Here is a 13,627-nt window from a genome sequence, read left to right as displayed (position 1 = left end):
TCCGCCGGGGCCTCCTCGCGGGTCCTTACGCCGTCGCGGGCGGCACGATCCGTCGGACACCCCTAGCCGCCATTGATCAGCGCCCAGGTCAGCCCGCCCAGCGCCAGTACGGCCAGCAGCGTCCCGGCCACCAACGCCACCACCGCGGCCCGCCGCAGCCGGGGCGGCGGTGGCTCGTCGGCGGGCCCCACCGGGTCGGCGGGCCCCGCCGGACCGTCCGGTACCGGGGGATACGCGGGCGTCACACCGGGCTCCGGTAAGCGGCCCAGCGGCTCCGTCTCCGCCGAGGCGGTGGGCCCGAAGGCGTTCGGGGACGACACCGAGCCGCCCGCCGGTGTGCCTCCCGCGGCCACCAGCCGCAGCAGCCGCTCCGCCTCCGCCGCCGAAAGCCGCCGCCCCGGATCCTTGGCCAGCAGCCCCTCCAGTACGGAGGTGAGCGGCCCGGCCCGGCGCGGCCGCGGCAGCGACTCGTCCACGACGGCGCGCAGCGTGCTCAGCGGGGTGTCCTGGCGGAACGGCGAGGACCCCTCCACCGCCGCGTACAGCAGCACGCCCAGCGACCACAGATCCGCCTCCGGGCCCGGCGACCGGCCCAGGGCGCGCTCCGGGGCGAGGAACTCCGGGGAGCCCACGAGCTCCCCGGTCAGCGTCAGCGCCGCATCGCCCTCCACCACCGCGATCCCGAAGTCGGTGAGCACCACCCGGCCGTCGTTGGCCAGCAGCACATTGCCCGGCTTCACGTCCCGGTGCAGCACGCCCACCGCATGTGCGGCGCGCAGCGCGGCCAGCGCCTCCGCGCCGATGCGCGCGGCCCGCGCGGGCGGCAGCGGCCCTTCGGCGTCGAGCACATCCGCCAGCGACAGCCCGCGCACCAGCTCCATCACGATCCACGGGCGGCCCTCCATGGCCACGTCGTGGACGGTGACCACATTGCGGTGCGACACCCGCGCCGCCGCCCGGCCCTCGCGCTCCATCCGCGCGTACAGCCGCTGGATGTCGCGGTCCCCGAGCCCGGCCGGGGCACGCACCTCCTTGATGGCGACCTCGCGGCCCAGCGCCTCGTCGTACGCGCGCCACACCACGCCCATGCCGCCCCGGCCCAGCTCGCCCAGCAGGCGGTAACGGCCGCCGCCCACGCGCTCGCCCCGTCGCCCGAAACCCTCTTCGCTCATGGCCGAGCCCCTCCCCCTCAACCGAGCAATTCGGGCTGAATGTACCTCAACCGAGCGTCGTTGCCGCCCCCCTCAACACCAATCCGCACCCCAACGCGAGGACGATGGCGGCGGTTCCGACGGGCGAGGCGCGGCGCACCGCCCCCAGCAGCCGGTCGATCCGGCCCCCGGCCCCCTTGCGCGCGGCCAGCCGCTCCGTGGCCCGCACGCCCAGCCGCACCGCGGTGAACCCGGCCAGCGTGAGCGTCAGCGCCAGCCCGAGCCCGTACGCCACCACCAGCACGAAGCCGAACCACGCCTGGCCCAGCGCGGCCGCGCCGACGAGCACGATGACGGCGGAGGGGCTGGGCACCATGCCCCCGGCGAAGCCGAGCAGCAGCGTGCCGCGCAGGGTGGGGCGCACCTCGTGGGTGTGGGTGTGACCGTCGCCGTGGTCGTGGGTGTGCGGGTGGGGGTGACCGTGGTCGTGGGGGTGACCGTGGTCGTGGTCGTGGTTGTGGTCGTGCGCATGCGCATGGCCGTGGTCGTGATCGTGACTGTGGTGATGGGCGTGCGTGTGCCGACGGCGGCGCAGCGCCTTGCGGAGCAGCCCCGCCCCGGCCACCGCCACCAGCACACCGCTCGCGATGCCCAGCCACGAGATCACCGAGGGGACGGCCGCCGAACCCGCCGTCACCAGCAGCCCCAGCGCGAACACCCCCAAGGTGTGGGTGACCGTCACCGACGCGCCCAGTGCCAGTACGTCGCGCAGCGCGCTGCGCCCGCCCGCCGCCGCGGCCGCCGCCATCATCGTCTTGCCGTGGCCGGGTGCCAGGGCGTGCATCGCGCCCAGCAGGACGGCGGTGGCGAAGGCCGTAAGGGCGAAGCCGAAGGTGATGTCATGGCGCGCCACCATCGAGGTGAGCGCCTGCGTCCACCGGTCCACCCCGCGCGGCAGCACCGACGAGCCCACCGCGTCCTCCCGCCCGGACTCCGCCGTGGCGGCCAGCGCGGGGCCGCCCGCCTCGACCTTCAGCGCGGCCGATCGCTGATCGGGCGGCGAGGAGAGCTGCCCCGCCGGGTAGCGGACCAGCCGGTGGGAGGCGGAGGCCTTGGGGACGTCGGCGTCGGTGAGCGTCATACGGTCGCCCCGCGCCGTCACCTCCCGCCAGCCGGGGCCCGTACCGATGTCGCGCGGGCGATAGGCGACGGTGGCCCGTTCGCCGTGGCCCAGCGCGGCCGTGAGGCGGCACTCCACCCGCAGCGTCGGCAGCCCGGCCTGGCCGGGGCGCTGACGGGCCTGGGCGCGCCCGGCGCGTACGGGCACCTCGCGCCCGTCGACCGTCATCCGCGCCCCCTCCGCAGCGCTCGCACACCGCCGCGCCGCCCACTCGCCCAACTCCCGCCCGGACAGCGTGCTGTCGCCGTCGCGGTCGATCTCCGGCTTCGCCTGGGCGGCGGGGATCTCGGCGAGGTCCTCGACATGGTCGACCCGCAGCGTCCCCGGGGTGACCACGAGCCCGTCATAACGGTTGACGGTGAAGTTCCCGAGCGGATGCGCCTCGGCACTCCCAGCAGGCAACACCACCATCGCAACGGCCGCAGCCAGCACCCCGAAGACCGCCAGCCGCCCACGCGTGCGCAGCCCGGGGCTCGGGGTTTCGCCGGTGCGGCTTAGGGTGCGCATCCATGGCCGGGGGGCCGGGGGCTGGGCCTGGTTTTGCGATCGGGCCCCCAGCCGCCAACGGGCGCGCCGCCCGGTGCTCCGGGTTTCGTCGGCGTCGCTTCGGCGGCGGAGCCCGAGACGGGGAGCCCGGGGCTGGGCCCAGGGGCTGGGGTGGGGGAGTGTCATCGGGCGGTCTCCAGCTCCTTCAGCGCTGCCTTCGCCGCCCTCGCGCCCGTGGGCGAGAAGCCCGGGTTGAGGTCGAGCGCGGACTTCAGGTGGCGGCGCGCCGAACCGTCGTCGCCGAGGGACTTCTCGATGACGCCCCGGTGGTAGAGGAACGCCGCGTTGCGGTAGCCCGGCTCGGCGGCGTGCTCGGCGTACTTCAGGGCCTCCTCGTCCTCGCCGTCGCGGTGCAGGGCCCAGGCCAGCGCGTCGGCGGTGTGCACGGTGCGCCGTCGGTCCCACTCGGCGCGGGCCGCCTTCAGAGCCTCCTTCACATCGCCGTGGTCGGCCGCGACCAGCGCGCTGTCCAGGTCGGTCGCCACCCCGTTGGCCCGTGCGAGCGCGATCCAGGTGTCGACGACCGCGTACTGCCCACGCGCCTTGGAGCGGTCGCCCCGCGCCTCGTACGCCTCGCCCAGCGCCGCTAGCTCGGCGGGCAGCGGATAGCGCCGTACGACCGCCTCCAGGTCGCGGATCCCGGCCTTCTGGCGGCCGTCCGCGACCGAAGTGCGGCCCTGGCCCTCCAGCGCCGGGAGATAGCCGGGGACGGCGCGCAGCGCGGTGTCGTACGCACGCCGCGCCGTGTCGTACTCGCCCTGGCTCCAGGCCAGTTGGCCGAGCGCGGTCGAGACGTAGGCGATATCGCCGGGCGAGGTGGCGGAGTCCTGGGCGCGCAGCAGCACCCGGCGCGCCCCGGCCGCGTCGCCGCGCAGTTCGTGGACGTAGGCGAGGCGGGTGAAGACGGGGATGCCGGGGCGCAGGGAGTCGGCCTTCTTCGCGGCCGTGTACGCGTCCTCGTAGCGGCCCAGTTCGACGAGGGCGTCCACCCGGACGGCCAGCGCCCCCTGGCTGTAGGAGTTCACCTTCAGGGCCTTGCCGGCGTCGCGCAGCGCGCCCTTGAAGTCATGGCGGGCGGCGGCGAGCGAGGCGCGCCCGGCGAGCGCCACGTCGTTGTCGCGCGGCTCGAGGGACAGGGAGCGGGCGAACGCCTTGTCCGCCTGCGGATAGCGGGTGGGGTCGCCACTGGTCCTGGCCTGCTCGACATAGGCCGAGCCGAGACCGGCCCAGCTCTCCGCGTCCTTCGGCTCACCGCGCAGATGGGTCTGCATCGCGTCGATCTGCCGGGCGAGGCCGTCGCCGCTGAGCTGCTCGTACCGCGCGGCGGCCGGGTGCACCGCGCGGGCGGCGTCCTGGCCGCCGCCGGATCCGCCCGGCCCGTCCGAGGCGTCGATCACGATCGAGGCGGCGGTCAGCCCGGCCGCGAGCGCGAACACCACGGCCGCGGTCCGGGCCGTAGGGGGGAGGGATGGCCGAAGAGCCATGGTGACAGCTGCCTTTCGCTGAGCCAGGAACGCGGGAGGCGGGGAGGCGGGGAGGCGGGGAGGCGGGGAAACGGACGGACGAACGGGTACGGACGAACGGGTACGGACGAACGGGCGAGGAGGCGCCTGGGCGCGGCCGCCGCGCGGGTTTCGGCGGGGCCGCGCCCGGTGGTACGGGCCCGATGGCACCCGTGGTTCAGTGCCGGCGCACGCGCGGACCCCGCCGGCGCGACCGCATCCAGAGGAATCCGAGGCCCAGCAGCAACACGGCCCCGCCACCGGCCGCCGCGGACCCGGCCAGCAGCATGTTGTCGTCGGACGAGGAGCCGACGCCCGAGCCGCCGTTCAGCAGCGACTGCCCGGCGCTCTTGGAGACGGCCTTGGCGTCCGAACCGGAGCTGGGCAGCGCCAGATACGGGAAGGAGCCGCCGAACTTCTGGTCGTTCTCGTCCACCGCGTCGCCCAGATCGTTCTTCTTGCCGAGCAGTTCGCCCTCCATGACCTGGAGCGCGATGTCCAGGACGTCGTCGGAGAGCCTGCGGCCATTGGGGAAGCCCGCGTTGTCGCCGTCCAGGACGCCCAGCCGCTTGGGGCTGTCGTTGGGTTCTATGGAGGTGTTGAGCCGGAGTTCCTCGGCGGGGCGCACGTTCGGCGGCTGGTTGAGCTTGGGCACACCGGTGAGGAACGCCTGCACCAGGTCGTCGCGCGGGGTGTCCGGCGCCTTGATCTTGTAGATCTGCTCGACCAGCTTGGGGAGTTCGGGGTCCTGGACGAACTTCAGGAACTGCCCGTCGTCCCACGGCGCGGAGGCGTTGAACTTGTCCTTGTCCTTGCGCGGGATGACCACCTCGTTGACCAGCGGGCTGCCGAGCCGGGAGACCTGGGTCCAGTCGCCGTCGGCGGTCTGCCGGTGGGTGGTGGCCCAGACGCCGATCACCGGCTGGTCCTTGGACTCGGTCAGTGCCGACGTCGGCACCTGGAGGGCCATCGACTGGACGTTGTAGCCCTTGAGGGTGTCATTGCCGACCTCGGACATGTCGCCGCCGTACAGCAGGTCGAAGACGCGCAGATCGAGGAAGAACGGGTCGTCGGCCTGACCGGCGAAGGCGGTCGAGCCCCCGCTGTAGCCGATCTTCCGCACCGACTGGTCGCGGAGCTTCTGGTAGTCGGGCATGGACGCCTTGCCGACGTTCGACGGCGCGACCGGCAGATCGCTGCCCAGCTTGGCGCGGGCGACGGCCTTCTGGTCCTTCAGCTTGATGACTTCGAGGTCGTATGTCTGGGTGAAGTTGAGGGTGGCGTCCTCGATCGAGTTCACCGGCCCGGTGTTGTAGAGGAACGTGTCGCCGTTCTTGAGGTGGTCCTTGAAGGTCCACCGGAAGAGCAGATCGCCCTGGCCGTCGCCGTCGTTGTCGACGTGCAGGTCGTAGCGGGCGTCATGGGCGAACTTGTAGAAGTTGGGGCCGCCCGCGGGGTCCTGGAACGGCAGCACATTGACGACCATGGTGGTTGTGTCCGGCTTGTCCGGACTGACGAACGCGTAGACGTCCGTGGCGTCGTACTGCGGCTGACCGGAGATCAGCGGCGCCTCGCGGTGGCTCGAAGCCTGCGCCGTCCCGGGCTGCAGTACGGCCACTCCGGCGGCCGTGAGCCCGCCGGCCGCCAGTGCGCAGCTGACCAGCGCGGCCAGGCTCTTGGTGATTGCGGTCATCCTGTGGGTCCGTCCTTCGCACGCTTGTTGGAGCAGTCCTTCATGCGGCTATTCGGACCCGGCGGACGCATGGATTGGTCGGCTCGGGAATTTGTTTGCGCGTGATAGGTATCGTCAACACCCTTGACGCGGTGGTGAATCCGGAACCTGGGATGCGTGGGTGACGGCTCGGGGAGGTAGGGTTACTCTGCCCGGGGCGGGTGCCCTCGTACGGGTGGGGAGTGTCATGGAGCAGATAACGGTACGGAGCAGGCCACGAGTGCCTGCGATCAACTGCGGAAGCGGTGCGTCCAGTGCGCGCCTCGAGCGCCATCTCGCGGTGATGGGCGGCCCTGCCGTCCCGCAGCGGGAGGCGGAGAGCGCGGCGGTGCTGATGCAGGAGCTGACCGCGCGCGACCACGCACGCGCGAAGAACAGCCGGGGTGCGCGGGTGTCGCTGTTCGCGCCGCTGCGCCGGTTGCGCCGTTCGCTGTTCGGCAACCACGGCTGACCCGGCCGGCCCGTAGGCGTCTTCGTCGTCATCCCGGGCAGGCACGGGGTCAACCGGTTCGCTCCAGCCGGTGAGTCCGTGCTGTGATCCACCCCACGGCGCTGTCGCCGTGGGATGCCGACGAGAGGCCACGACCGGCCGCGCGGCCAGTGCCCAGAGGATTCGGGCTCAAGAGGGGTCGGGCCCAGAGAGTTCGGGCTCAGAGCAGGGCGAACTGCCCCTCCGGGCCCTCCTCGTGGTGGTCCAGTACGGACGCCGGGCGCCGGGCCGCGCCGGGCACCGGCAGCACTCCCGCCCCCCGCAGCTCCGCCGCGTCGATCGGCGCGCCGTCCGCCACCCGGTCGGCGAGGGCCCGCAGCTCCGGACGCAGCTCGGCGAGCAGCGCCAGCACCGTGATCAGCTCCAGCAGCTCCGAGGTCCACCCGGACGGCCAGCCCGCCGGGCCGATCGCCTCCAGCGTGCCCGGCTCCCGCGCGGCGGTGCGCTGCTCGAACCAGGTCTCCAGCACCCGTACGCCGCCCGCCTGGAAGTCCCATGCGGCCCGCGGGACGGGGGAGACGCGGCCCTCGCCCAGCAGCAGGGCCTCCTCCTCCGGATCGTAGTCAAGCGACCCCGGCAGCCCGCTCGACGGAAGCGCGGCGCGGACATAGGGGCGCCGGCCACCCGGCATGCGCGGGCGTTCACCACTGTGCGCCCCGCGCGTATGCAGCCACAGCGCACGGCGGCCCAGCTCCACGCCCGCCTCCCACAGCTCCGGGTCGGCGGTCAGGGGTACGGCGCATGGCGCGCCGCGCGCCGTGGCGGCGGTCCAGGCCAGGACGTCCTCGGCGGTCACCGGGCGGCCGAGCCGCGCGGTGAGGTGGTCCAGCAGTCCGGGCGCGAGATTGGGCTCCCGCCCGCCGGGGCGGCGGTAGAGCGGACGGATCCGGCCGGGGCGGCCCGCGGGGGAGTGGCCGTCCGGCAGCAGCGCGGAGAAGGTGAGCACCGGGTCCGGGTCCGGTCCCGAAGCCTCGACGACATGGATCTGCCGGTCGTCCGCCACCCGCCACAGCTCGGGGCGGGCGGCGTCGATCAGCCGGTGATCCGGTATCAGCCACTGCTGGTCGAAGGGTCCGTGCGCGATCCGCACCGGCTCGGGGCACGGCCCGTCCTCGCGCGCCAGCCGGGCGGTGGAGGTGGTCTGGCCGGGTAGCTGCGGTACGGAGCTGTGCGGCGTACGGGCGCGGGTCGGCCGGAACAGCGCGGCCCGCGCCGCCTCGTCCTCGGCCCGGGTCAGCCGCTCCCAGCGCGCCCGGAGCGAGGCCGCGTCCGGTCCCATGACCCAGGCCCGCCCGAGCCGCAGCGGCCCCACGGCCCACGGCATCAGGTCCCCCAGCGGTGGCGCCTCACGTTCTCCCACGCCCGGCATGGTATCCATGCCGCCCTGTCCTTCCAGGGGGCTGCCCGTCGTCGGACCGGCTGGGAGCTTTCCCCTACCCGCCCCTTCCCGACACCTGACGATATGCGGCTCCGCCGCGTGGGGGGCTCCGCCCCGGACCCCGCTCCTCAATCGCCGGAGGGGCTGATTTCAGCCCGTCCGGCGTTTGAGGACACGCCCGAAGGGCGTCCGAGGTCTGGGGCGGAGCCCCAGTTGTGGGAAGGGGCGGGGAGGGGACAGCCCGCCGCAGGCGGCAAAGCCCGCCGGACCACACCCTCTAGTCCGCCTCGACCGTCACCGAGAACGAGAACCGGTCGCCCCGGTAGTGGATGCGGGCCACGTCCACCACCCGCCCGCTCTCGTCGTAGGTCACCCCCGTGTAGTGCAGGATCGGGCTGAGCAGCGGGACCTGGAGCAGCCGGGAGGTCTCGGGGTCGGCGAGCCGGGCCTCGACCGTGTCCGTGATCCGGCTGATCCGCACCCCCACCACGTCCCGCAGCACCTTCGTCATCGGCCAGCGGGTGAGGTCCGCGAGGTCGATGCGGTCGGCGAGCTCGGGGCGGACCAGGTTCTCCGCCCAGTTGGTGGGCTCGCCGCCGTGGCCGTCCCGGCGCAGCCTGCGGTAGGCGGTCGCCTCGTCCAGGTCCGGGAAGTACTCCGCGAGCGCCGCCGGTACCGGTTCCGGGCCGTGCTCCAGCACCGTCGTCCGCTCACCCGACTGCTGGGCCACGATCGCGTCCACCGATCCCAGCAGCCGCACCGGCGCGGTCCGCCGCGCGCTCGGCTCGATGAACGTGCCGCGGCGCCGGTGGCGGCTGATGAGCCCCTCGGTCTCCAGCTCCTTGAGCGCCTGCCGCATGGTGAGCACGCTGACACCGTAGTGCTCGGCGAGCCGGTCCTCGGTCGGCAGCCGCAGCGGATCGTGCGGGGCCCGCCCGAGTATCGAGGCCCGCAGCGACTGCGAGACCTGGTACCACAGCGGCAACTTGCGGTTGAGGGCGAGGGAGTCGGGGGCGAAGGTGGTCACACGGTCTCCGGTCGACGGCGGCAACGGCGGCGCTCAGGGGCGGAAATGGCGTTCCAGACCCTGCCATACGTCGTCATAGCGCCCCTGGAGGTGGTCCGCCTCCAGGGCCTGCCGGGTGGCCGTGACCGGCCAGCGCGTCTCGAACATGAAGGCCAGCCCGTCGTCCAGCCGGTGCGGCGCCAGCTCGGCCGCGCTGGCCCGCTCGAAGGTCTCGTGGTCCGGGCCGTGCGCGGACATCATGTTGTGCAGCGAGCCACCGCCGGGTACGAAGCCCCCCGCGCCGCCGGTCTTCGCGTCGTACGCGCCCTCGATCAGCCCCATGTACTCGCTCATCACATTGCGGTGGAAGTACGGCGGCCGGAAGGTGTCCTCGCCGACCAGCCAGCGCGGCGCGAAGACCACGAAGTCCACGCCCGCGAGGCCGGGGGTGTCCGAGGGCGAGGTGAGCACCGTGAAGATGGACGGGTCCGGGTGGTCGTAGCTGATGGTGCCGAGCACATTGAAGCGGCGCAGGTCGTACACGTACGGCACATGGGTGCCGTGCCAGGCGACCACGTCCAGCGGCGAGTGGTCGTAGGTGGCGGCCCACAGATTGCCGCAGAACTTGTTGACCACCTGCACCGGGCGCTCCACGTCCTCGTACGCGGCGACCGGGGCGAGGAAGTCCCGGGGGTTCGCCAGCCCGTTGGCCCCGATCGGGCCGAGGTCGGGGAGGGTGAAGGGGCGGCCGTAGTTCTCGCACACATAGCCGCGCACGGACGGCTCCAGCGGCTGCACCCGGAACCGCACCCCGCGCGGGATCAGCGCCACATGCCCCGGCTCGGCGCGCAGCAGGCCGAACTCGGTGTGCAGCAGCAGCCCGCCCCGCTCGGGGACGATCAGCAGCTCGCCGTCCGCGTCGCTGAACACCCGGTCGGTCATGGGCGCGTTGGCGGCGTAGAGGTGGATGGCCATGCCCGCGCGCTGGGTGGCGTCGCCGTTGCCGCCCAGCGTCCACAGCCCGGCCAGGAAGTCGGTGCCCTCCGGCGGCTCCGGCAGCGGGTCCCAGCGCAGCCGGTTGGGGTCGGGCGCGGCCTCGGTGAAGGGCGCCCCGCGCAGCGCGCCGCCCCCGATCCGGGTGAACGGCGGATGCGCGGCGGAGGGCCGGATGCGGTACAGCCAGGAGCGCCGGTTGGTGGCGCGCGGCTCGGTGAACGCGCTGCCGCTCAGCTGCTCCGCGTAGAGGCCGAGCGGGGCGCGCTGGGGGGAGTTGCGGCCGATGGGCAGCGCGCCGGGCACGGCCTCGCTGCTGTGCTCATTGCCGAAACCGGAGGCGTAGACCAGCTCCTCGGCCGTCTTGCGCGCCCGCTCGATGCCCTGCTCGTGTCCTCGCTGACTGACGTGCCGATCGCCGTGCTGGATCCCCGTGCCGTCGCCCATCGCGCGCTCCCACCGCTCCGCCGCACACCACTTGTTTTCACTTGATTCCTCTGTCAGACGATAGGAATCGAAACCCGGGCTCGTCAATGATCGGGCAGGATGGTGGCGTGCCCATACCGCCCCTCCGCCGCCATCCGGTCCAGCGCCGCAGCGCCGAGCGCCTCGGCCGGATCCTCGACGCGTGTGCCGAGCTTCTCGACGAGATCAGCTACGAAGAGCTGAGCACCCGGGCCGTCGCCGAGCGCGCCAACGTGCCCATCGGCTCGGTCTACCGCTTCTTCTCCAACAAGCGGGCGATGGCCGAGGCCCTGGCCCACCGCAATCTGGACGAGTACGCCGCGCGGATCACCCGGCGGCTGGCCGCCGCGGACTCGGCCTCCGACTCGGCCTCCGACTCCGCGTCGGGCTCCGGACCGGACGGGGGCGGCGGCTGGCGGGAGGCGATGGACGTCGTCGTGGACGAGTATCTGGCGATGAAGCGCGGGGCGCCGGGTTTCGCGCTCATCGAGTTCGGCCATCCGGTCCCGGCCACCGCGCCGCCCGAGCAGCCCAACCATCTGGTCGCCGACCGGCTGCGGACGCTGCTCGCCGACCGGCTCGGGACGGGACGGGACGAGGTGACCGAGGAGCGGCTGCGCGTGGCCTTCCTGCTCGCGGTCGAGACGGCGGACGCGCTGCTGCGGCTGGCGTTCCGGGTGGACCCGGAGGGTGATCCGGCGATCGTGGCGGAGACGAAGGAGCTGCTACGGGCCTATCTGGCCCGGGTCCTGGACTGATCCGGGGGCCGCTGGAGCCCCGGTCGACCGGGAGTTCCCGCCGATCCCTCCCCGACATGCCTACCAGTCGGTATGGTGAGCGGGTCCGGCGCGTCATCGCGGCCTCGCCGCCGTCCCTGGGAGAGACCGATGAGCACTGCCCCGCGTATCTGCCCGCTCTGCGAGGCCACCTGCGGGCTGACCCTCACCATCGACGAGGGGAGGGTGACCGGGGCCCGCGGCGATCGTGAGGACGTCTTCAGCCGCGGTTTCATCTGCCCCAAGGGTGCCGCGTTCGGTCAGCTCGACGCCGACCCCGACCGGCTGCGGCGCCCCCTCGTCCGCCGGGCCGGGCGGCTCGTGGAGACCGGCTGGGACGAGGCGTTCGCGGCCGTGGCGGAGGGGCTGGCCCCGCTGCTGCGCGAGCACGGGCCGCAGTCCGTGGGGGTCGTGCTCGGCAACCCCAACGTGCACACCGTGGCGGGCGGGCTCTATCCGCCGCTGCTGCTCGGCGCGCTGCGCACCCGTAACGTCTTCAGCGCCAGCACCCTCGACCAGATGCCCAAGCATGTCTCCAGCGGACTGCTGTACGGGGACGCCAACGCGCTTCCGGTGCCCGATCTGGACCGTACGGACCATCTGCTGATGCTCGGCGCCAACCCGCTGGACTCCAACGGCAGTCTGTGCACCGCCCCCGACTTCCCCGGGCGGCTGCGGGCGCTGCGGCGGCGCGGCGGCCGGCTGGTGGTGATCGACCCCCGGCGCACCCGTACGGCCGCGCTGGCCGACCGCCATGTGGCGATCCGGCCCGGCACCGACGCCCTGCTGCTCTTCGCCATGGTGCAGGTGCTGTTCGCCGAGGACCTGGTGGCCCCGGGCCCGCTCGCCGAGCACCTCAGCGGGGTGGCGGAGGTGCGGCGGCTGGCCGCGGACTTCCCGCCGGAGGCGGTGGCCGAGGCGTGCGACGTGCCCGCCGGGGAGATCCGCGCCCTCACCCGTGAGCTGGCCGCCGCGTCCAAGGGCGTGGTGTACGGGCGAGTGGGCTCCACCACCGTCGAGTTCGGCACCCTCACCAGCTGGCTGGTCGATGTGATCAACGCGCTCATCGGGCAGCTGGACCGGCCCGGCGGCATGATGTTCCCGCTCGCCGCGACCGGCCGCCGGGAGCGCCCGGCGCGGCCCGGGAAGGGGTTCGCGCTCGGCCGCTGGCACAGCCGGGTCAGCGGATACCCCGAGGCCAAGGGCGAACTGCCCACCGTCGCGCTGGCCGAGGAGATCGAGACCCCGGGCGAGGGGCGGATACGGGCGGTGCTGGCGCTCGCGGCCAACCCCGTGCTCTCCGCGCCGGACGGCGACCGCCTGGACCGGGCGCTGGCCGGGCTCGACTTCATGGTCAGCGTCGATCCGTACCTCAACGAGACCTCGCGCCACGCCCATGTGGTGCTGCCCCCGCCCCCGCCCAGCCGCAGCCCCCACTTCGACTACGCCTTCAACAGCCTGGCCGTGCGCAACCAGGTCCGCTACACCCGCCCCGCCATCCCGCTGGAGGCGGACCGGCTGAGCGAGAGCGCCATCCTGGCGCGGCTGGTGCTGTGTGTGAGGGGGAACGGCGGCGCCGATCCGGAGGCGGTGGACGCGATGGCGATCCAGGGGACCCTCGGCAAGGAGGTCGCCGACCCGTCCTCGCCGGTGCACGGACGCGACCCCGGCGAACTGGCCGCGCTGCTGACCGGGGTGGACGGCCCCGAGCGCCGGCTGGACATGATGCTGCGGCTGGGCCCGTACGGCGACGGCTTCGGCGCCGACCCGGACGGGCTGAGCCTGGCGAAGCTGCTCGCCCATCCGCACGGCATCGATCTGGGTCCGCTGCGGCCGCGCGTTCCGGGGCTGCTGAAGACCCGCAGCGGCACGGTGGAGCTGTGCCCGGAGCCGCTGGCCGCCGACGCGGAGCGGCTGCGCGGGTCGCTGGCCGACCGGCCCTCCGGGCTGCTCCTGGTCGGCCGCCGCCATCTGCGCTCGAACAACAGCTGGATGCACAACGTCCCGGCCCTGATGGGCGGCAGCAACCGCTGCACCCTCCAGGTGCACCCCGAGGACGCCACCCGTCTTGGGCTGGCCGACGGCGGTCTGGCCCGGGTCAAGGGCGAGGGCGGGGAGCTGGAGGTGCCGGTCGAGGTGACGGACGCGGTACGGGCCGGAGTGGTGAGCCTGCCGCACGGCTGGGGCCATGCCCGCCCCGGCGTCCGGCTGTCCGTGGCCGGGGCCCGGCCCGGGGTCAACGTCAACCAGCTCTTCGACGGCTCACGGCTGGATCCGCTCTCGGGGACGGCGGTGCTCAATGGCCACCCGGTGCGCGTATCACCCTCGCTACGGCACTGACCTGGGGTTTTGCGCTTATTGCTCACGCGTCAAGACCTTGTTAACGGAAAGTTGCCGCACCTAACGTC

General features: G+C 73.6%; 10 protein-coding genes. 3 read left to right on the top strand and 7 right to left on the bottom strand.

Annotation, left to right across the window (positions count from 1 at the left end):
* Positions 1–62 precede the first annotated feature (62 nt).
* The 4 genes from NP777_RS25895 to NP777_RS25880 all read right to left on the bottom strand — a co-directional run bounded on the left by NP777_RS25895 (position 63) and on the right by NP777_RS25880 (position 6,072).
* Positions 63–1,172: a serine/threonine-protein kinase gene (locus NP777_RS25895; protein ID WP_391858576.1), complete on the bottom strand. Its 1,110-nt coding sequence runs from the start codon at positions 1,170–1,172 to the stop codon at positions 63–65.
* Between the two features lie 46 nt (positions 1,173–1,218).
* Positions 1,219–2,838: a HoxN/HupN/NixA family nickel/cobalt transporter gene (locus NP777_RS25890; protein ID WP_391858575.1), complete on the bottom strand. Its 1,620-nt coding sequence runs from the start codon at positions 2,836–2,838 to the stop codon at positions 1,219–1,221.
* A 161-nt stretch (positions 2,839–2,999) separates the two neighbouring features.
* Positions 3,000–4,361, bottom strand: coding sequence for a tetratricopeptide repeat protein (locus NP777_RS25885; RefSeq protein ID WP_256652594.1), 1,362 nt, complete (start codon positions 4,359–4,361; stop codon positions 3,000–3,002).
* A gap of 196 nt (positions 4,362–4,557) precedes the next feature.
* Positions 4,558–6,072: a DUF4331 domain-containing protein gene (locus NP777_RS25880; protein WP_256652593.1), complete on the bottom strand. Its 1,515-nt coding sequence runs from the start codon at positions 6,070–6,072 to the stop codon at positions 4,558–4,560.
* Between the two features lie 226 nt (positions 6,073–6,298).
* Here NP777_RS25880 and NP777_RS25875 point away from each other — a divergent pair, with 226 nt between their 5' ends.
* Positions 6,299–6,562, top strand: a complete 264-nt coding sequence (locus NP777_RS25875; protein WP_256652592.1) for a hypothetical protein — start codon at positions 6,299–6,301, stop codon at positions 6,560–6,562.
* Positions 6,563–6,761: 199 nt separating this feature from the next.
* Here NP777_RS25875 and NP777_RS25870 read toward each other — a convergent pair whose 3' ends face one another.
* The 3 genes from NP777_RS25870 to hmgA all read right to left on the bottom strand — a co-directional run bounded on the left by NP777_RS25870 (position 6,762) and on the right by hmgA (position 10,425).
* A complete protein-coding gene (locus NP777_RS25870) occupies positions 6,762–7,970 on the bottom strand; it encodes a type ISP restriction/modification enzyme (protein WP_256652665.1) in 1,209 nt (402 codons plus the stop codon).
* A gap of 286 nt (positions 7,971–8,256) precedes the next feature.
* The gene (locus NP777_RS25865) at positions 8,257–9,006 is read right to left on the bottom strand and encodes a GntR family transcriptional regulator (protein ID WP_256652591.1); all 750 of its coding nucleotides are present in this window, start codon (positions 9,004–9,006) and stop codon (positions 8,257–8,259) included.
* A gap of 33 nt (positions 9,007–9,039) precedes the next feature.
* Positions 9,040–10,425, bottom strand: coding sequence for a homogentisate 1,2-dioxygenase (gene hmgA / locus NP777_RS25860; protein WP_256652590.1), 1,386 nt, complete (start codon positions 10,423–10,425; stop codon positions 9,040–9,042).
* Between the two features lie 86 nt (positions 10,426–10,511).
* Between hmgA and NP777_RS25855 the strand changes: the two genes are divergently transcribed.
* Together NP777_RS25855 and NP777_RS25850 are read left to right on the top strand one after the other, a co-directional pair.
* A complete protein-coding gene (locus tag NP777_RS25855) occupies positions 10,512–11,201 on the top strand; it encodes a TetR/AcrR family transcriptional regulator (protein ID WP_256652589.1) in 690 nt (229 codons plus the stop codon).
* A 129-nt stretch (positions 11,202–11,330) separates the two neighbouring features.
* A complete protein-coding gene (locus NP777_RS25850) occupies positions 11,331–13,559 on the top strand; it encodes a molybdopterin oxidoreductase family protein (protein ID WP_256652588.1) in 2,229 nt (742 codons plus the stop codon).
* The last annotated feature ends 68 nt before the right edge of the window (positions 13,560–13,627 follow it).

This window comes from Streptomyces rugosispiralis (assembly GCF_024505145.1).
Lineage (GTDB): Bacteria > Actinomycetota > Actinomycetes > Streptomycetales > Streptomycetaceae > Streptomyces > Streptomyces rugosispiralis.
Note: the sequence above shows the minus strand (reverse complement) of the source record. Positions and strands in the feature narration are given on the sequence as shown.